The sequence below is a fragment of the Methylocaldum gracile genome (genome assembly GCF_053646815.1).
Genome location: NZ_CM132196.1, coordinates 1,230,424 through 1,248,325 on the forward strand (window position 1 = coordinate 1,230,424; position 17,902 = coordinate 1,248,325).

Annotated in this window: 18 protein-coding genes; 9 read left to right on the forward strand and 9 right to left on the reverse strand. The window is 57.8% G+C overall.

Going from position 1 to position 17,902, the window contains the following annotated elements; all coding sequences use genetic code 11:
• The first annotated feature begins 199 nt into the window (after positions 1-199).
• Positions 200-1,597 carry a L,D-transpeptidase family protein gene (locus ACWJJK_RS05460; RefSeq protein WP_454128724.1) on the forward strand — a complete coding sequence of 466 codons (1,398 nt, stop codon included), beginning with the start codon at positions 200-202 and terminating at the stop codon, positions 1,595-1,597.
• A gap of 704 nt (positions 1,598-2,301) precedes the next feature.
• Here ACWJJK_RS05460 and ACWJJK_RS05465 read toward each other — a convergent pair.
• The 9 genes from ACWJJK_RS05465 to ACWJJK_RS05505 form a co-directional block, all read right to left on the reverse strand.
• The gene (locus tag ACWJJK_RS05465) at positions 2,302-3,735 is read right to left on the reverse strand and encodes a nitrous oxide reductase accessory protein NosL (protein WP_156880344.1); all 1,434 of its coding nucleotides are present in this window, start codon (positions 3,733-3,735) and stop codon (positions 2,302-2,304) included.
• Positions 3,719-4,255, reverse strand: coding sequence for a TlpA disulfide reductase family protein (locus ACWJJK_RS05470; RefSeq protein ID WP_156880346.1), 537 nt, complete (start codon positions 4,253-4,255; stop codon positions 3,719-3,721). The genes ACWJJK_RS05465 and ACWJJK_RS05470 overlap by 17 nt, the downstream gene beginning before the upstream one ends.
• Positions 4,252-4,755, reverse strand: coding sequence for a nitrous oxide reductase accessory protein NosL (locus ACWJJK_RS05475; protein WP_156880348.1), 504 nt, complete (start codon positions 4,753-4,755; stop codon positions 4,252-4,254). Before ACWJJK_RS05475 ends, ACWJJK_RS05470 begins: the two co-directional genes overlap by 4 nt.
• Positions 4,756-4,769: 14 nt before the next feature.
• Entirely contained in the window at positions 4,770-5,759 is a 990-nt protein-coding gene (locus ACWJJK_RS05480; RefSeq protein ID WP_156880458.1) for a hypothetical protein, read from the reverse strand.
• Between the two features lie 2 nt (positions 5,760-5,761).
• Positions 5,762-6,442 carry an ABC transporter ATP-binding protein gene (locus ACWJJK_RS05485; protein WP_077728780.1) on the reverse strand — a complete coding sequence of 227 codons (681 nt, stop codon included), beginning with the start codon at positions 6,440-6,442 and terminating at the stop codon, positions 5,762-5,764.
• A gap of 3 nt (positions 6,443-6,445) precedes the next feature.
• Positions 6,446-7,696 (reverse strand): ABC transporter permease, encoded by a 1,251-nt coding sequence (locus ACWJJK_RS05490; RefSeq protein WP_077728781.1) that lies wholly within the window; start codon positions 7,694-7,696, stop codon positions 6,446-6,448.
• Entirely contained in the window at positions 7,680-7,991 is a 312-nt protein-coding gene (locus ACWJJK_RS05495) for a hypothetical protein (protein ID WP_156880350.1), read from the reverse strand. The genes ACWJJK_RS05490 and ACWJJK_RS05495 overlap by 17 nt, the downstream gene beginning before the upstream one ends.
• 248 nt (positions 7,992-8,239) lie before the next feature.
• Complete coding sequence (locus ACWJJK_RS05500; protein ID WP_156880352.1) at positions 8,240-9,655, reverse strand: urease accessory protein UreH domain-containing protein; 1,416 nt, start codon at positions 9,653-9,655, stop codon at positions 8,240-8,242.
• 275 nt (positions 9,656-9,930) lie between these two features.
• Positions 9,931-10,359 (reverse strand): FxsA family protein, encoded by a 429-nt coding sequence (locus tag ACWJJK_RS05505; protein ID WP_077728784.1) that lies wholly within the window; start codon positions 10,357-10,359, stop codon positions 9,931-9,933.
• 47 nt (positions 10,360-10,406) lie between these two features.
• On the opposite strand from ACWJJK_RS05505, the gene cutA reads away from it, so the two are divergent.
• The 8 genes from cutA to ACWJJK_RS05545 all read left to right on the forward strand — a co-directional run bounded on the left by cutA (position 10,407) and on the right by ACWJJK_RS05545 (position 17,838).
• Complete coding sequence (gene cutA, locus ACWJJK_RS05510) at positions 10,407-10,736, forward strand: divalent-cation tolerance protein CutA (protein ID WP_077728920.1); 330 nt, start codon at positions 10,407-10,409, stop codon at positions 10,734-10,736.
• Between the two features lie 219 nt (positions 10,737-10,955).
• On the forward strand, positions 10,956-13,205 hold the full coding sequence (gene dsbD, locus ACWJJK_RS05515) for a protein-disulfide reductase DsbD (protein ID WP_454128725.1): 2,250 nt from the start codon (positions 10,956-10,958) through the stop codon (positions 13,203-13,205).
• Positions 13,202-13,726 (forward strand): TlpA family protein disulfide reductase, encoded by a 525-nt coding sequence (locus ACWJJK_RS05520; protein ID WP_156880356.1) that lies wholly within the window; start codon positions 13,202-13,204, stop codon positions 13,724-13,726. Before dsbD ends, ACWJJK_RS05520 begins: the two co-directional genes overlap by 4 nt.
• 136 nt (positions 13,727-13,862) lie before the next feature.
• On the forward strand, positions 13,863-14,306 hold the full coding sequence (gene aroQ / locus ACWJJK_RS05525; RefSeq protein WP_077728787.1) for a type II 3-dehydroquinate dehydratase: 444 nt from the start codon (positions 13,863-13,865) through the stop codon (positions 14,304-14,306).
• A 3-nt stretch (positions 14,307-14,309) separates the two neighbouring features.
• Positions 14,310-14,759, forward strand: coding sequence for an acetyl-CoA carboxylase biotin carboxyl carrier protein (accB, locus tag ACWJJK_RS05530; protein ID WP_077728788.1), 450 nt, complete (start codon positions 14,310-14,312; stop codon positions 14,757-14,759).
• 50 nt (positions 14,760-14,809) lie between these two features.
• Positions 14,810-16,156, forward strand: a complete 1,347-nt coding sequence (gene accC / locus ACWJJK_RS05535; RefSeq protein WP_077728789.1) for an acetyl-CoA carboxylase biotin carboxylase subunit — start codon at positions 14,810-14,812, stop codon at positions 16,154-16,156.
• Entirely contained in the window at positions 16,156-17,034 is an 879-nt protein-coding gene (prmA, locus tag ACWJJK_RS05540; protein WP_156880358.1) for a 50S ribosomal protein L11 methyltransferase, read from the forward strand. The genes accC and prmA overlap by 1 nt, the downstream gene beginning before the upstream one ends.
• A 3-nt stretch (positions 17,035-17,037) precedes the next feature.
• Positions 17,038-17,838 carry a zinc-ribbon and DUF3426 domain-containing protein gene (locus ACWJJK_RS05545; RefSeq protein WP_077728791.1) on the forward strand — a complete coding sequence of 267 codons (801 nt, stop codon included), beginning with the start codon at positions 17,038-17,040 and terminating at the stop codon, positions 17,836-17,838.
• Positions 17,839-17,902 lie beyond the last annotated feature (64 nt).

The following is a 17,902-nucleotide window of genomic DNA, read 5'->3' on the forward strand; positions in this document are numbered from 1 at the left end:
GCCGGGATATCGGCGACATGCGGCGTTCGATGCCAGTGATATCCTATCGCAACCTTGAGCATGGAGATGGGGCGGAACGGAAGCCGAGTCGATGCCGATAACGACGCACCGCGAAATCGATGGCCCAGATATGGAGTGGTATGGGCATGTACCTTGCATAAACGGCTATTTTTTGGCCAGACGCGGAGGGGTTAATATCGTGAGTGATGCTGTTCTTGTACGCCAAGGCGCGCCATATTCGGATCGTCCGGTACACGCCGGCGATTTCAATCGCACAAGGGCCTTTAGTCAGCCCATCGCTCAACTGCGCTTGCCGCTGCTCCTTCTTGTCGCCGGTTTTCTTCACGCCTGCGCTTGGTCGCCTTTCCGGCAGGAAGAGCCGAAAGCCCCTCCCGAGCCGCTGGTCGAAAACATCGAGGGCAACCGCTTTGCGTTGGGAAAAGACGACAGTGTCGTCGGACAACTGGCGACGGTGAAGATAGCGGAAGGGGATTCTCTTCCGGACGTGGCTCGACATTTCGGTCTGGGCCTGGAAGGGGTCGGTGAGGCCAATCCCGATATCGATCTATGGGCGCCGCAGCCGGGCAGCCGGGTTATATTGCCGATGCAGTTCACCCTTCCGGATGCTCCACGCAAGGGCATAGTCGTCAATCTCGCCTCTATGCGCCTTTTTTACTTCCCGAAGAAGAAAGGCGGAGAGGTGGTCACCTATCCTGTCGGCATCGGCCGCGAAGGCCGCTCCACGCCGACCGGCGAAATGCTGGTCGAGCGAAAGACCAGTCATCCGACCTGGCACGTTCCGGAGTCCATTCGCAGGGATCACGAGAAGAAAGGCGATCCTCTTCCGGCGGTGGTGTCGCCTGGCCCCGACAATCCCCTGGGCGACTACGCCATGTATCTGAGCCGTCCGAGCTATTTGATTCACGGCACCAACAAACCGTATGGCATCGGACTTCGTGCGAGTAACGGCTGCGTCCGACTTTACCCGGAAAATATCGAAACGCTTTATCGGGAAGTGCCGGTCAAAACGCCCGTGCGCATCGTCAATCAGCCCTATTTGGTGGGGTGGCGCAACGGCGAACTTTATCTGGAGGCCCATAAGCCTCACGAGGAACTCAATGCAAAGCAGCTCAAGAAAAATCTGATGGCCGCGCTCAAGAAAATCGAAAAGAAGCAGGAGCGAAAGCTGGATTGGCCACGCATCGAGCAGATCGTGAGCGAGGCTCGGGGCATTCCGGTACCCATTTTCGAGAACAGCGAAAATCTCGCTCGGCTGGTGAGTCAAGCCGTGGCTCTGAAATATCCCGATGAGCTATACGGTCGGCCGAAAACGCCGGCGATGACCGATAGCGGCTGGTACATCACGGCGCTGGAATCCGGGGACGAATTGAGCGCTCAGCGTTTGGCGGCGGTTCTGAATCATCAGGGACCGCAGATTCCGGCCCGGGTGGTGGCCCTGGAGAACGGACGCTTCAAAGTCATCGCCGGCCCCTTCAAAGACAGCAAGGCGACCAAGGCGGCGGCGAAGCGGATGAAGATCGATCTGGATATCACGGGCGATATCGTGTCGCCGAAAGAGCGCGTGAGTCTCAAATAGCGTTTATCCCCGAGGCGGCATCCGAACGCCGGTAACGGCTGCCGCCTCGTCCCGGCGGCGTCGATCGCCTCGGGCGAGATGGTCCGATTTCAGGTCGTAGGTCGGCAATCCTTTGCCGACGACCCTCGCTAAGTACATTCCGCAAATATTTGCGGAATCTCGACAGATTGGCTTGATTGGCGGGGTTGTCCTGCAGGTTGCCTATGCCGCAAGACTTCCCTGAATGTACTTAGAGCATTTTCATACCGATTGTACGGGCACTCGCGAGTAGGTCGGGAATCCCTTCCAATCGCAAACGGTCGCTTTAGTCGCGACCCTTCCCGACGCCGCCGTTGGGCCAACGGGTTCGTCGGCAAAGGATTGCCGACCTACGACTGTAGCACCCTGTAGGTCGGGAATCCTTTCCCGACGCCATGCTCCGGCCGAGCGTCTTCATCGGCAAAGGATTGCCGAATGCTTGAATCCATTCACCCGAGCCGAAAGCCCAACGACTTCCGCCAAGCCGGTTTTGCCGTACGAGCGAGATAAAAACGCTCTAACTCCAAAGCGCTTTAAATCAAGGAGTCAATTCTTGTAGGGGATTGGGCCGCGAGGCCGTAACCTACCGGGCGAGGTTGCGGAATCGGTGGGTTACGGCACGCGGAGACATCACCGTAATTTTCCGGAATCGGCGCAATGCGTGCCTAACCCACCCTACAAAGGTATCAAAACTCCGGAGCGGCGCGGTAAGTCCAGGTAACGGCCAAATTGCCGAAAAAGCCGTCCCCCAGTTGGACCTGGTCGAATTCGCGGCGGGGATTGGCGAGCACTACGTGCTTGGTGTTCAGATCTTCATAAATCGGCAAGCCGACCGATCCGCGCAGCTTGAAGTTTCCGCCGAAAGCGTTGAGAAAGCGGTAGTCGAAGACGAATGCAAGATTGGTCACGGTGCCGCCGCTGTTCCCGATCTTGTAGCCGCGGTCTTCGCTTTTTTGCGTGTAGCTGGCGTCCATCTCGATGCCCACCATCAGATCGTAGTTTGGAGTGTAGTGGAAGGCCGCGCCGACAGTGGCGACGTCGCCGAAGGCGAAGTGGTTGTCATTTTCCGGGTTGACGGTGTAGAGGGCCGAACCGTGAAACCAGAAATCTTTCCAGCGCTGCGAATAGAGCAGTCCTCCGGTGAAAGTGGCGGTGTCTTTGCCCAGCTGTAGAGCGGGGCCGGTGGAAACGAGCCTTCTCCCGGCCACGGGATCCGTGGTCGCTCCCCGCTCGCCGTCGAACTGTCCCGTCGGCAAGGTGGTGCCGAGCAGAATGGTCCCGAATTTGTCCCAGCGGGTGCTGCGCCAGAAGTTATAGCGTCCTTCCAGGGTAATGTCGCCGATGCCGTTTTCCTCGCCGACGGTTTCCCTGACGCTGGTGGGCGACGTTCTGACTAGCGTCTTGGTTCTACGTTCGAACCAGGGGACGTTGACGAAAAGAGAGAGATTGTCGGTGGGCGAGTAGTTGACGATCAGTGCCTGCTGATGCGCCTGGACTTCTTTCGGAGCCCGCGGCTGGGTCCTGTTGCTGTTGATGAACTCGCTGGGATCGGTACTGTTTGAGCCTGCTTTGACCTGGTCTTTCTGCATGTAGCCGTAGACGGCACCGATGCTGAAGGCTCCCGCTCCCGGTGTCACTGCCGTACGGATACGGAATGGCGCGGTGGTCCCTACCGGCGAGACATCCTGATAGGCGATCCCGAAGTCGATCACGTCACCCCCTTCCTTGGCGGCGAATGCCTCGGCCTCTTCCCGGTTGGCGAAAGCGATATAGTTCGGAACCATATCCGGAATGACGCGGCTGCCGATGACATAAATGGCGTCTTCGGCATCTATCAGCTTGCCGGAGACCCAGTCGTGCACTTTTACCGATTCGAAGGCGGAAAGTCCGCCGGCATCGTCGACCTCGCGCAGCATGCAGGCGACGCCGCAGGTGAATTTTTTCTTGCCGTCCTTGTAAACCAATTCGGCGGCACTCTTTAGGTACTGATCGATGTACATACCACAGACCCGGCAGCTTTCCCGTTCATGGGGCTCCTCGGCCGAGACCGCAAACGATATGAGCAGAAGCTGGCATATCGCCAATGCTGGCCCCAAGCCAAATCTAATGAGTGCCGTCATAAAATCCCCCTTTGTATAGCACTGTGGTCAAAAGCTTTTCGAAAGTGTCGATACTGGCTTCCCCGGTGATCTTCTCCCGCACGATGCCTTTCTCGTCGAGCACCAGGGTCGTCGGCAAGCCGATTACGCCGAACTGCCGGGCCACTTTTCCGTATTCGTCCACCAGCATCGGATAAGTGACGTGATCGAACTTCCGGAACCGCTCGTCCGCCTCGACGGGCAGGCTTTCGTGTATGGCGACCGGCAGGAAACCTTTGTCCTTATATTTTTGATAGAGGGTTTCCAGGGCCAGGACGGTTTCTTTGTTGCAGTGGGAGCAATCCATAGCCCAGAAGCGCACCAGGACCACCTTGCCCCGGATGTCCTTGGGCAGCGTCACGGGATTTCCGTGAAAATCGGTGAGCGCGACGACGGGCGCCATGTCGCCGATCTGCAAGCCCGGCCGTCGACCGTTGCAGGCGCCGAGCGACGCCACGATCGACGCGGCCAATAAAAGTCGAATCCAAAATGTGATCGTCATGAACGCCGGTCCAGCGATTCGATGACGGCCGGGGTCACATCCTGAAAGCGCAAGATCTTGGTGCCCTTGTGGTCCTCCAGAAATTCCTGGGCGGACTCTTGATCCCTGAAGGGCAGCAACTCATGGCCCATGGGGCCCAGCACGTCCGAGCCGATCACGTAAAATGCGGGCTTGGCTTCGATCAGTTCGACTTCGTAATAATCCGTGACGTAAATGGCGACGATTTGGTCCGCCGTTTTCCCCGGTGTGTATTTGGACGTGTCGAAGATATGCTTGAACATATCCTTGGCGCCGTCGTAGAAGTACGAGGTGCCGTCCTTAAAAACGATCTGCGCCACCCACTTCGGATATTTGTAGACGAACATGCCGCAGACCGGGCAGCGGTCTGTCTTCTTGAGCACCGCCTTTCCTGCTGCGTCGGCGACGGAGCCGGCAACGAGCCGCAACACACCCAGTGCCGCCAGGGCGCGCAAACAGTTCCTTCGGGATCGATCGGTCATGAGGGTTACCTTGCTTACATAACGAGATTGGAGATCGCAATTCGATAGGTCACGACGGACGCGAAAGCCGTGTAGGACACGATCGAGGTCAATGCGAGTCTTCTTAGCAGCGATGGTATTGCCGAGCTCAGGCTTGCTATCCCGCGGAACGGGATCAGGACGGCGATGCCCGCGCCGGCGACTACGGCGCTGAACAACAGGATGTATAGCAGATAACCGATGTAGTTATATTCCTCCATGATGATGCAGAACGGACAATGGTGGGTCGGCAATTCGTAGATATAAAGCGAGATGCAGGAAATGATCGCGACTATGGAGACGAAGAAGGCCACTACCGCCAAAGCGGAATAGACATAGCCGCCTTTTCCCCGAAGATAGAAATAATTGCCGGAGAGCAGCGCCGCGGCAATGCTGATATAAAAAGCCCAGAGCGTGGGTAATGCCGGCAGGGCCGCGATTTCCGAGCCGAGTCCCTCGACCCGTTCGCTGCTGAAAAGGGCGCCGCAGCACGAGGTGATGACATTGGCGTCCAGCTTCAGGAAATAAGCCAGTTCCACAATCGTTTCGGCCACGATGAACGGGGCGATGACCGCCAGCAGGAGGTATTTTTTTCTGATAAGGGGGTAGTCGTAAGCCTGGTTGTCGGCGTGGTTCAGCACCAGCCAGAGTCCCGCCAGCAGGAAATTGCCGACCTTCAGGATCAGCGTCGGATAGCCAAAAGCGTTGACGCTCAAGGCGCCCGCGGCGCACATGGCGCCGACGAACAACGGGTAGAGCGTGTCGGCGGTGAACACGTAAAGGAACAGGGAAATCAGCTGCAGCCCGAAGGTATAGGACAGCAGCGTCGAAACCAGATAGGTCCGCCGCTCCAGGGTCAATTGCAATTCGCTGCCGCTTTCGATGTTCCAGTGCCGGTAGATTTGCAGCCCATAATAGGCGGAATAAACCACCATAAGGCTCACCGTCAGCGCGGCGATGATATTGGCGATCACCGCCGGATGCATGATCACGGCGCTTCTCCTTCGAGCCGGCCGTCCCGCAGCCGGACCACCTCGTCGACGACGCTGGCCTGGTACACCAGGGGGTCGTGGCTGGTAATCAGGACCGTTTTGCCGTCTTTTTTGAACGTTTCCACGATTTCGAGGAATCTGTAAGAGAGCTTGGTGTCCAGGTTGGAGGTTGGCTCATCCGCGATGATGACGGACGGGTCGTTGATCAGTGCTCGGACGATGCCCACCCGCTGCGCTTCGCCGCCGGACAGCCACTCGATGCGCGAGTGTGCCTTGCGGGAAAGGTCTAGCCTGTCGAGCAGATGCATCGCGCGCTCCTTGAGCGGCCCATGCCGTTCGCCCAAGGGGTAGGCGGGCAGCATGACGTTTTCCAGTGCAGTGATCCCCTTGATCAGATTGTGCTGTTGGAAGATGAAGCCGAAGGTCTTGCGGCGGATATCGGTCAGAAAGCGTTCCGGCAAGCTGGTGATTTCGCGTCCGCTCAGTTTCACCCGTCCGGCGGTAGGGCGCGACATGCAGCCGATGATGCTGAGCAGGGTGGTCTTCCCCGAGCCGCTGGGGCCGGTCAGAACGGTGACCTTGTTGGAGCTGATGTTGAGGCTGATGCCGTTGAGCGCCGAGTATTCGCTCGGCTTGCCTGTGTTGAATACTTTGCGGACGTCGAAAAGCTCGATCATGAATCACTCTCCCGTATGGCGCATGGCGGCGTCCGGATCGATGGTCGCCGCCCGCCAGGCCGGAACGATGGTGGATACCGTGTAGGGCACCACCGTGAGGAAGAAGAGGGTGGTCAATTGCTCGGCGCTTACGAAAGGCATCAGCTTGAACTGCGGATACAGGGTCGACCAGCCTTTCAAAGCCGGTTCGAACACCAGGGAATGGGTGAAGAATACGTGGATGTAAGCGAGGATCACGCCGGCGAGAAACGCGGTCAGCGAAATCACCGCGCCTTCCCAGAATTTCATGCGGATGATGTCCGAGGTTTCCCAGCCGATGGCCTTGAGTATGCCGATTTCACGCCGTTCCCCGGCGCTGAGCCCGGAGGCCTTGTCCCAGGCGAAGATGACGAATGCCAGGACCGCCGCGGACAGGATCACGATCATCATGCCGCCGCGCCAGTTGAAGATCGAGTCGTAGGTGCGGAGGATCTCGTCCCGTATGATCGGGCGGGAATCGGGAAACAGCCGGGTGATCTTGGCGGCGATCGTGGAAAGCTCCTCGGGATTTCTGACCGAGACCGCCAGATCGGTCACATAGTTCTCGGGGATGCCGAAAAATCTGCGGAAGTCGGGCTCGGTCATCAGGATCAGATCGGAGGAGACAAGTTCCGACGCGGAGGAAAGCGTGTCCTTGATTCTCAAGGGCATTCCTTCGCCGGCATGGGTGCGGAACAGTATGAATTCGCCCTTGCCGGCATTCCGCACCCGGGCGATGCCGTTGCCGATGACGATGTTTCCCGCGCCGATCGTTTCGGCGCCGACGAGAGGCATGGCTTGCTCTTCAGGGCCGTGGCGGTGCTCGTTTTCGGTCACGACCGTGCGCATCGGCTCGGTCTCGGCTTGTTCCGTCGCTGTCGTGGCGGGCGGCACCAGCAAGGTGTAGTTGGCTCCGAAAACAGGGTCGAAATAATAGCCCCAGAGCCGCCCCTCGACTGCCTGCACGCCCCGGATTTTCAGAATTTCGTCCCGATAGCGCAGCGGCATGAGGTCGTGGCGTCCCGCCACGACTTTTTGCACGATCATTTCCGGCGACTCTCGAAGGACGAGGGATGCCTCTTTCTTGATCGCGTGGGTAAAGAACATCACCGAGGCCAGGATGAACACGATCAAGGCGTACAGGATCAAGAGGCCAATATTCTTCACCTTGCGCCGCAGCAGCGACGACAGGGTGAAATCGATGATGTATTTCTGCTTCTCAATCCAACTCTTCATTGATTTTCCGAATGTTTTCCGGTGCGCCCAGGAAGGAGCCGGAAGGGAAATGCTCCAGGGACATGGGATGGTCCTGAAAGGGTGTGCTCAAGTCCGCTTGCGAGAGATGACGCGTGTAGCGGGCCTCGGTAAACAGGCACAGATCGGTGAGATGGAGTGCCTTTACCAAAGCCCGTTTTTCAGTCAATTCCGGCGGATGCGTCCGAGTGGAGATTGCGGCGTGCAGGAGCAACAAACCGAGGACGGCCGATTGCGCTGCGATCGCCGATAAAAAAACGCTCGATTTCCTGGTCATTGTTCTTGTGAATTGTCTTGTGTTTCGGTCTGCGGCGCGTTTTTCCTCAAACTATGCTCTGCCGCTGGGGGGGGGCGAAGAGAAGAGTGTGACCGCTACGCAACAGGTATGCCTAAATGAGGACCTCTTTTCGGTCGGGTTTTTCCGATTTTCATGCGAGTTGATCGCGACGGAAGTGCGGGAAATCCCGCAGCGGTAGTGTAAATCCCACAGTTTTCGGCGATGCGCCGATCACTCGGCAGCTTCGCTCATTCGGGCGGGCGACGGCCGGATTGCTCGTCGCTCGTCCCCTGTTCTGGGCTGGCGGCGTCTTCTTGCACGATGAAGCTGCCGGGAATCATGCCCATCCAACAACTCCAGGGAATCACGCCTGCCTGTTGCGGCGTGAACTCGACGGTTTGCTCGCCTTTTACCACGTCGAATTCGAGCCCCAGAGACGGGACAATGATCCGATGGTTGCAGTAGTTCAGTTCTTTGCCCTGGACGATCCACTTCACGGGAACGCCTTTTTTCAGTACGAACGTGTCCGGTTTAAAACCCCGTTTATTGACCTCCATGCGGATCACCTGGTAATCGCCTGCGGAGGCCGTGAAGTCCTCTTTCTTGGTCAAATTTTCCAGGCGGGTTGCGGCCAAGGTCGCCAAGGTCCGGAAGTCGTAGCCGGAGCCGCTCATGATCAGGCCTCGATTCAGCATGATGAGTCCGAGAGCCATCACCAGAAAGGCGGACGCTTTCAAGAGTCCTCGGGTCGCCTGGGCGGAAATCAGGCTGGTCAGCACCCCGAAGCCGAACAATATCGGCAATGTGCCTAGTCCGAAGACAAAAAGGAGCTTGGAACCTTCGATAAAGCTGCCGGTGGCGGCGGCCATGATGTACATGGCCTGGAGCGGACCGCAGGCGATCATCAGACCGTTCAGCAGGCCGATCAGGAATGGACTTTTGCTTTTTTGCGTCCTGCCGTATACGAAGCGGTTCAAGAATGTCGGTATGCGAATGTGAACGCGCCGGAGGCTCTTGAACCAGTCCAGCATGTTGAGGCCGAACACGATCAGGAAGATGCCGGCCGCGATCGCGGCGATGCCACGGATTTCCGGGGTAAAGGCTATGAACGAACCGAGCAGCCCGAATAGGCCGCCGATCAGGGTATACGATAAGGTCTTGCCGACCCCGTAAAGGACGTGGGAGAGCACCAAGGAACGTTTGCCGGTCGCGGCGGCGCTCGCGGTATAGCCGACAACGAAACCGCCGCACATTCCCACGCAGTGAAAACCGGTGACGAAGCCGATCAGAAACAAGAGGCCATAGCTCATGCTACGATCGAACTCTGGCAGGTGCATGCGCTCGGCGAGCTGATCGCCTTGGATCAGGAGTGCGGCAATAACGGTTAGTGAGAGCAGGGCGACCAGCAATCGTCCGAAGGCGCGGAGCCGCGAAGAACCGCCGGCCGGCGCCGGTGAGCATTGATAACCCTGGCTATCGATGGCTTCGATGATTTTTCGGGGATCGGTTCGAGCGGGGTCGAAGCTGACGGTGGCGGTCCCGGCCGCAAAATCGGCCTTGATATCTTGGACCCCGGAAAGTTGGGCCACCGCTTGCTCGATCGTCGTTTCGCATCCCTGGCAGTGCATGCCGTCGACGCGGAATTTCCGGGTTATCATCGCCATCCAATAGTACCTGCTGGGAAATTTCAGCCCGTTACCCGCGGAGCTCAGTAGGGGTCAATTATATTAGCGGATTTTAATGATGACGTTACAAGAGTGTTTCATCAATGTATCGTTTTCGGGCGAATGAGGAGCCTTGAAACAAGGAACCGCGGTAATGATGGCGTTTCTCGTTTTCGGCAAGGATGAATGGCTGCAAAAACTACGCCTCTCGATGAAGCGTGTTCAAAGCACGGCTCGGATAATAGTTGGCGGGAAACCGCGAAAGGCGTTATGAGTCAGTCTTCACGCTTAAATTCGCCTTCTATCGTGTGCCGGGTTTCGCGTGTCGTCTTTCCGGGAGGGTGGGAAATGCCGCTTTCGAGAATACGTTGCGCGATTCGTTTCCGGGTGGCCGGCAGCAGGCAGAACAATGCCAGCATATCGCTGATGAAGCCGGGTATCAGCAACAGCAAACCCCCGGCGGCTATCAAGCCGCCTTCGATCATCTCGCGGGCCGGCAATTCGCCACGCGCCAAGGCTTGCTGAACCCGGAACCAGGTGGTCCAACCCTGTATTCTCAATAAAAAGCTGCCTAGCGCCGCAGCACCCAGCAACAGGAATAAAGTGGGGAAAAAACCCAGAGAACCGACGAGTTTGATCAGTAAATAAATCTCCAAGACCGGCAAGCTCAACAGCGCGAGCAATAACCATTGACCGATGTTCATTAAGCCCTCATACGTTTAGAATTCCGATTAATCCAGTGCTTTTTGCCATGTCTACCCAATACTGTCTAGTTTTGTGCACTTGTCCGGATGCGAACACCGCGGAGACGTTGGCTAGGGCGGCGGTCGCCGAACGCCTGGTCACCTGCGCCAACATCGTTCCCGGACTGACATCCGTTTATCCTTGGGAAGGCAAGATAGAAACGGCTCAGGAGCATCTCCTCCTGATGAAGACCGAAACGGCTTCTTTGGAAGCATTGGAAGTCTTTGTGCGCGAGAAACACCCGTACGAACTTCCCGAATTCATTGCGGTCTCCATACTGCATGGTTCGACCGCGTACCTCGATTGGATCAGCAGATGGCTGCCCCCCGAAAATTGATGGACCGTCCGGACAGATTGCTTCCGGACAGAGTCCGCATCCCCGACCTTCTTCCTACTGAGTGATTTTGTTATGCCGCAGTTCCCCGACAAAGGTATCTACACAGATCGTCACCCCGGCAGGGAGTGCCGGGGTCCAGGCGCCAAGGATGGCAAAGGCCTTTCACATCCCTGTGTTCTGGATTCCGGCAATCCATGCCGGAATGACGGCTTTGCAAACGTGTGCATATACCTTTGGTTCCGCGAGTGGGTTTTTGGGTTGTTGTTTGTCTTTTTGCCGGCCTGGACAGGTACGGTTTGGGCCATCAGCAGCGAAGAGCTTCTGCCACCCGAACAGGCTTTCCGGGCATCGGCAAAGATCGAGGGCGATGAGGCCTTGGTCGGATTCGACATCGCGGACGGCTATTATCTGTACCGGCAAAAATTCAAGTTCGCGTCCAAGACTTCGGGCGTCGATTTGGGCGAGCCGGTTTTTCCGAAGGGAGAAACCAAACACGACGAATTTTTCGGCGAGATGGAGATTTATCGCGGGCACGTCGATATCCGTCTTCCGTTGATGCGGAGCGGCGGCACCGCCGATGCACTGGCTCTCGACGTAACCTCGCAGGGCTGTGCCGATGCCGGAGTATGCTATCCGCCGTACAAGCGGACGGTGAACGTGGCGTGGCCTCCGACTGGCGCAGGCGGTGCCAAGACCGATTCGCTCGGAAAATTGGCCGAAGCCTTCAAATCGCTGGGCGTGAAAACCCAGCCCGTCGATTTGCTGCCCCCGGACGAGGCGTTCCGTTTCTTCGCCGAGGTCAAGGATGCCGGTACGCTGTGGGTCAGCTGGCAGATTGCCGACGGGTATTATCTTTACCGGGAAAAATTCAAGCTGGCCTTGCTCGGCGAGAGCGGGGTAAAGCTCGGGAGCTATGAGATTCCGCACGGCGAACCCAAGCACGACGAAGAGTTCGGGGCGGTGGAGGTATTCCATCGGGAAGTCGGTTTTGCCGTTCCGCTGTCGCGTGCCGCTGGCAAGCCGGTCAATATTCAGTTGCAGGCGAATTATCAGGGCTGCGCGGAGAAGGGTGTGTGCTACCCGCCGATGCAGAAAACCGCGAGCCTGGATTTGCCGGCCGGTGGTACCGGAAAAATCGCGTCGGTAGCAAATCCTGCCGAGCCGGTATCGGAGCAGGACCGAATCGCCTTCGCGCTGCAAAGCGATTCCCCCTGGGCGACGGTTCTCAGTTTTCTCGGGTTCGGGCTGCTGCTGGCGTTCACGCCCTGTATTTTTCCGATGATCCCGATTCTGTCGGGCATCATCGTCGGGAATGGCCACACGATCACGACCGGCCGGGCTTTCATGTTGTCCCTCAGCTACGTATTGGCTTCGGCGTTTGCTTATACCGTCTTCGGCGTTTTGGCCGGGCTGTTCGGCAGCAATCTTCAGATTCTGTTTCAAAAGCCCGAAGTCATCGTGGCATTCAGCGCTTTGTTCGTGCTGCTGGCCTTGTCGATGTTCGGCGTTTATACGCTGCAAATGCCCGAATTTATCCAATCCCGCGTGGTTTCCATCAGCAATCAGCAACGCGGCGGCACTCTGACTGGAGCGGCGATCATGGGCGCACTTTCCGCCTTGATCGTCGGGCCGTGCGTGGCGGCGCCCCTGGCCGGCGCGCTAATCTATATCGGCCAGACCGGCGATGCGGTGCTTGGCGGGCTGGCTTTGTTCGCGCTGGGCTTGGGTATGGGTATCCCCTTGCTGGCCATTGGCGCATCGGCAGGCAAGTTGCTGCCCAAGGCCGGGACCTGGATGAACGCGGTGAAGGCCGCTTTCGGCGTGGGTCTTTTGGCGATCGCGGTTTGGCTGCTCGAACGTATTTTGCCCGCCGCCGTATCCATGTTCCTTTGGGCACTGCTGCTGATCATTCCGGCCATTTACCTCGGCGCCCTGGATGCCTTGCCTCATCCGGCCTCCGGATGGCGCAGACTGTGGAAGGGCGTGGGCATCGTCATGCTCACGTACGGGGTGCTGCTGTTGATCGGCGTTGCCTCGGACAGTACCGACCCGCTACAGCCGTTGCGCGGGATCTATGCGACGACCGCCAAGGCGTCGCCGCAGTCGATCGCGTTCCGAAAGGTCAGGACCATTGACGACCTGAATCAGCAGGTGGCGGCGGCCGAGGTCGCCGGAAAGTGGGTCATGCTGGATTTCTATGCCGATTGGTGCATCTCCTGTAAGGAAATGGAGCGCTATACCTTCGCCGATCCCAAAGTACAGAATGCGCTCAGCAACGTGGTATTGCTGCAGGCCGATGTCACGCAAAATTCCGCGGACGATCAGGCGCTCTTGCAACGCTTTGGTCTCATCGGTCCGCCGGCGACGTTGTTCTTCGGACCTGATCGGGAGGAGCGGAAATCGTTCCGCGTGGTCGGCTATATGAATGCGGATGAATTTTTGGGACATTTGCAAAGGGCGTTGCAGTGAAATCGACAAAGTTTCTCTACGGATTGCTCGCATTGGCCGCGCTTCTTCTCGGCATTCTCGCCCAAAGCTGGCTGAGCGGAGAGTCGACAGCCCCGAGGAATGGGGCGCCTCCGGAGCCTGTGACGCTCAGGGATCTCGATGGCAATCCGCACGATATCGCCGAATTGAAAGGCAAGATCGTCGTACTCAACTTCTGGGCGACCTGGTGCGCCCCCTGCCGGGAGGAGATGCCGGAGTTCGTCCGATTGCAGACGGAATTGGGCGACAAGGGCGTCCAGTTCGTCGGCATTGCCATAGACGAATCGGAAGCCGTGCAGGACTTCTTAAGAGAGACGCCGGTCAACTATCCGATATGGCTGGGTGACGAACGTGCCGCCGCCTGGGCGGAGAGTCTCGGAAACCGGCTTAACGTCTTGCCGTTCTCCGCCGTTTTCGACCGTGCCGGCCAGCAGGTGGACGCCCATACGGGGCCATTCTCGAGAGAGCAGCTCATGAAGGTTCTCGAAGCGCTGCTTCATTGACCTTTCCGCCAAAACGCGCTAACTGCGTCGAATGTAAGCGAAATCCTTCATTTGTGGACAGATTTTGCGCATTTCGGCAAAATAGCCGCGGTTTTTCGGCTTCTGCGGTAATCGGAAACGGGGCTGCTCTCGTAATATGGCAAACATCCTTGTGCTCAACGGCCCGAATCTCAATTTGCTTGGGTTTCGCGAGCCGGGGTTATACGGCAGTCAAACGCTTGGCGACATCGAGTCTGCACTGGACTCCAAGGCGCAAGCGCTGGGTTGCCATCTGGATTTTTTCCAGAGCAATGCCGAGCACGAGCTTATAGACCGTATCCACCAGGCGTTCAGGGAATCCATCGACTTCATACTCATCAATCCGGGAGCTTACACGCATACCAGTATCGCGCTTCGAGATGCGTTTCTTGCAACCCGCATTCCTTTCATTGAAGTCCATTTATCCAACGTTCACGCGCGGGAGCCTTTCCGCAAACACTCATATTTATCCGATATCGCCAAAGGCGTTATTTGCGGATTCGGCGCGCTCGGTTATGAGCTCGCCTTGACTGCCGCCATACACATCCTAAAAACAGGCTAAAACATGGATATTAGAAAAATAAAAAAGCTCATCGAAATGATCGAAGAGTCGGGCATTGCCGAAATCGAGATTCGCGAAGGGGAGGAATCGGTACGCATTAGTCGGTACAGCAGTACGGCGCCGCAACCGGTGCAGGTATTGCAGGCTGCTGCGCCGGCCGTTGCGCCACAGCCGACCGCAGCGCCTCAGTCGGCCGAGGCGACGGCGGATAAACTGACCGGGCACATCGTCCGATCGCCCATGGTGGGAACCTTTTACCGTTCGCCCTCGCCAGGAGCGAAGGCTTTCGTCGAGGTCGGCCAGCGCGTGGAAGTAGGCGATACGCTCTGCATCATCGAGGCGATGAAGATTCTGAATCAGATCGAGGCGGACAAAGCCGGTGTGATCGCAAAGGTGCTGGTGGAAAACGCCCAACCGGTGGAATACAACCAGCCCTTGTTCGTCATCGAGTAACGGCTTATCGCTGTTGCTTCTAATTCGGCCCATCCACCAGGTGTCAGTTCATGCTCGGTAAAGTTCTCATCGCCAACAGGGGCGAGATCGCCCTGCGCATTCTTCGTGCTTGCCGCGAACTCGGTATCAAAGCCGTGGCCGTGCATTCCGAGGCCGACCGCGACCTAAAGCACGTGCGGCTCGCCGACGAGTCCGTGTGCATCGGTCCTGCGCCGTCGAAGGAAAGCTATCTCAACATTCCGGCTATCATCAGCTCCGCCGAAGTCACCGATTCGGTGGCTATCCATCCCGGTTACGGGTTTTTGTCGGAGAACGCCGACTTCGCGGAAAAAGTGATCCAAAGCGGTTTCATTTTCATCGGCCCTCGTCCGGAGACCATCCGGCTCATGGGGGACAAGGTGTCTGCCATCGAGGCCATGAAAAAGGCCGGTATTCCGTGTTTGCCCGGCTCGGATGGCCCTTTGAGCGAAAATCACGACGAAAACCTGAAAGTCGCCCGCCGAATCGGTTTTCCGGTCATCATCAAGGCGGCGGGCGGCGGTGGAGGACGCGGCATGCGGGTCGTCCACAGCGAGGCGAATCTTCCGAGCGCCATCACGCTGACTCGAGGGGAGGCCGCGGCGGCATTCGGCAACGACATGGTCTATATGGAGAAGTTCCTGGAAAATCCGCGGCATATCGAGGTCCAAGTGATTGCCGACGGACACGGGAATGTGGTTCATCTGGGCGAGCGCGATTGCTCCACTCAGCGTCGGCATCAGAAAGTCGTCGAAGAGGCGCCGGCGCCCGGCATTACCGAGGAGCAGCGTCGCCAAATCGGTGAGCGTTGCGTCAGAGCCTGTCAGGAAATCGGCTATCTGGGCGCCGGAACCTTCGAGTTTCTTTACCAGGACGGCCAGTTTTATTTCATCGAGATGAATACCCGGGTACAGGTGGAACATCCGGTGACGGAAATGGTGACGGGCTTCGATATCGTCAAGGAGCAGCTTCGCATTGCCGCCGGCGAGGTATTGGCGATCAGGCAGGAGGATGTTCAGATGCGGGGCCATGCCATTGAGTGCCGGATCAACGCCGAGGATCCGCAAAGTTTTATCCCGAGCCCCGGCGTGATCGAGCAGTTCCATATGCCCGGAGGTCCTGGAATCCGGGTCGAAACGCATATCTATAACGGCTATCGGGTACCGCCTTATTACGACTCGATGATCGGCAAGCTCATCGCCCACGGCGAGACCCGGAGCGGGGCTATCGCGCGTGCCCGCATGGCGCTTCAGGAAATGGTCATCGGCGGTATCAAGTGCAATATTCCTTTGTTGCTCGATATCATCAACGATGCGGCTTTTAATGCCGGCGGGCAGAATATCCATTATTTGGAGCAGAAGCTCGGATTGAAACACTGATGTGGCGTCAGCTGGCGATTACGGTCGATGAGTCTTTGGCGGAGCCGGTTTCCGATCTTTTGTCGAATCTCGGCGCCGTTTCCGTCAGCTTCGAAGATGCCGGCGACCAGCCTCTGTTCGAACCCAGGCCGGGGGAGACGCCGGTTTGGCGGCAGACTAAAGTGATCGGGTTATTCGATGCCGACGCCAATACCAATCGCATACGGAACTCGGTCGCGAACCAATTCGGCGAGCGAGTACTTCAATATCAGCTCGAGGATTTGGAAGACCGTGTATGGGAGAGAGCGTGGCTGGATCATTTTCAGCCGATGCGCTTCGGCCAGAGGCTCTGGATTTGCCCGACCGGCTTCGAGCCGCCGGAACCCGTGGCCGTCAACGTAGTGCTCGACCCCGGCTTGGCTTTCGGAACCGGCACTCATCCCACGACAGCGCTTTGCCTCGAATGGCTGGACGGCCAGGATCTCGCAGGCAAGACCGTGATCGATTACGGCTGCGGATCGGGAGTTCTGGCTGTGGCTGCATTGAAGCTGGGTGCGGCGAAAGCCTATGGCGTGGATATCGATCCCCAGGCGCTCACCGCCTCGGACGAAAACGCGCGCAAGAATGGCGTGGAGGACAGGTTGGCCCTCGGGTATCCGCGCGAGCTTGCCGCTGTCCGCGCTGATGTGCTGGTCGCCAACATTTTGGCTACGCCTTTGATCGAACTGGCGGCGGAAATCAGCGAAAAAGTCCGGCCCGGCGGGAGTTTGGCATTGTCCGGTATTTTGGCGACGCAGGTCGAAAACGTCCGCGCGGCCTACGCGTCGCAGTTCGATTTCTCTCCCCCCGTGGTTCGCGAGGAATGGGCATTGCTTACCGGCGCCAAGCTTCGAGGTTGAATCGTGTTTACCCGCTGTCCCGAGTGTAAGACCGCATACCGCATCAGCGTCGGCCAATTACGGGCTGGACGCGGAGAAGCGCTTTGCGACCGCTGCCATATCGTTTTCAACGTCTTAGTATCCTTGGGGCAAGCCGTGAAGGATGCGGTTCCGGAGGACACGCCTCAAGCCAGACCTCCGGTTTTGGGAGATCGAGAAGCGGTCCTCCTCCGAAAATTCGAGCGGGAGCTGTCCGAGGAGTCGGGTGGCGAGCAATCGGGGACCGAGCACAAAAGCAAGGCGTTTGACGGGGAAGCTCGGGCAGGCCATGGCAAAGGAAAGTCCGGTCCGTCCTCGGTAACGCCGGGTGCTTTGTGGGGGCTGGGCGTGTTCGGGCTGCTGGGTCTCCTGATTGCTCAACTGGTCATTTTCGAAGGAGACAGAATAGTACAGAGCGCACGACTGCGTCCCTGGCTGGACATGGCCTGCAAGACGATCGACTGTTCTTTGCCGCCCTATAAAGACGTGCGCCGCATCCAGATTTTCGATCGCGCCTTGCGGCCGGACTCGACCCGCGATGACGCACTGGAATTCCAACTCGTCTTTGCGAATCAGTCCAACTTGCCGCAAATGCTCCCCAATCTGAAGCTGGTTCTCACCGAACTCAACGGAAGCCCGGTGGCGGAGCGGATATTCACGCCTGCGGAATATCTTCCCGAAGGGGAAAAAACCTCGCTGATGCCTGTCGGCAAACCGTTTGAAATTCGCTTGCTATTGGCCAAACCCACTAACGACGTGGGCGGCTTCACGTTCGAACTGCTCTGATCCGGGTCTTTCATGCTTTCCGATAGCGAAATAGCTATCGGACGTCAAATCAGCTGCAAGAATG

Bases quoted from the DNA above. Each gene is read 5' to 3' on its own strand.
- accB (WP_077728788.1), top strand. From the start codon at position 14,310: ATGGATATTAGAAAAATAAAAAAGCTCATCGAAATGATCGAAGAGTCG.
- ACWJJK_RS05500 (WP_156880352.1), bottom strand. From the start codon at position 9,655: ATGGCGATGATAACCCGGAAATTCCGCGTCGACGGCATGCACTGCCAG.
- ACWJJK_RS05490 (WP_077728781.1), bottom strand. From the start codon at position 7,696: ATGAAGAGTTGGATTGAGAAGCAGAAATACATCATCGATTTCACCCTG.
- accC (WP_077728789.1), top strand. From the start codon at position 14,810: ATGCTCGGTAAAGTTCTCATCGCCAACAGGGGCGAGATCGCCCTGCGC.
- cutA (WP_077728920.1), top strand. From the start codon at position 10,407: ATGTCTACCCAATACTGTCTAGTTTTGTGCACTTGTCCGGATGCGAAC.
- ACWJJK_RS05475 (WP_156880348.1), bottom strand. From the start codon at position 4,755: ATGACCGATCGATCCCGAAGGAACTGTTTGCGCGCCCTGGCGGCACTG.
- ACWJJK_RS05495 (WP_156880350.1), bottom strand. From the start codon at position 7,991: ATGACCAGGAAATCGAGCGTTTTTTTATCGGCGATCGCAGCGCAATCG.
- aroQ (WP_077728787.1), top strand. From the start codon at position 13,863: ATGGCAAACATCCTTGTGCTCAACGGCCCGAATCTCAATTTGCTTGGG.
- ACWJJK_RS05465 (WP_156880344.1), bottom strand. From the start codon at position 3,735: ATGACGGCACTCATTAGATTTGGCTTGGGGCCAGCATTGGCGATATGC.
- ACWJJK_RS05480 (WP_156880458.1), bottom strand. From the start codon at position 5,759: ATGCATCCGGCGGTGATCGCCAATATCATCGCCGCGCTGACGGTGAGC.
- ACWJJK_RS05485 (WP_077728780.1), bottom strand. From the start codon at position 6,442: ATGATCGAGCTTTTCGACGTCCGCAAAGTATTCAACACAGGCAAGCCG.
- ACWJJK_RS05505 (WP_077728784.1), bottom strand. From the start codon at position 10,359: ATGAACATCGGTCAATGGTTATTGCTCGCGCTGTTGAGCTTGCCGGTC.
- prmA (WP_156880358.1), top strand. From the start codon at position 16,156: ATGTGGCGTCAGCTGGCGATTACGGTCGATGAGTCTTTGGCGGAGCCG.
- ACWJJK_RS05470 (WP_156880346.1), bottom strand. From the start codon at position 4,255: ATGACGATCACATTTTGGATTCGACTTTTATTGGCCGCGTCGATCGTG.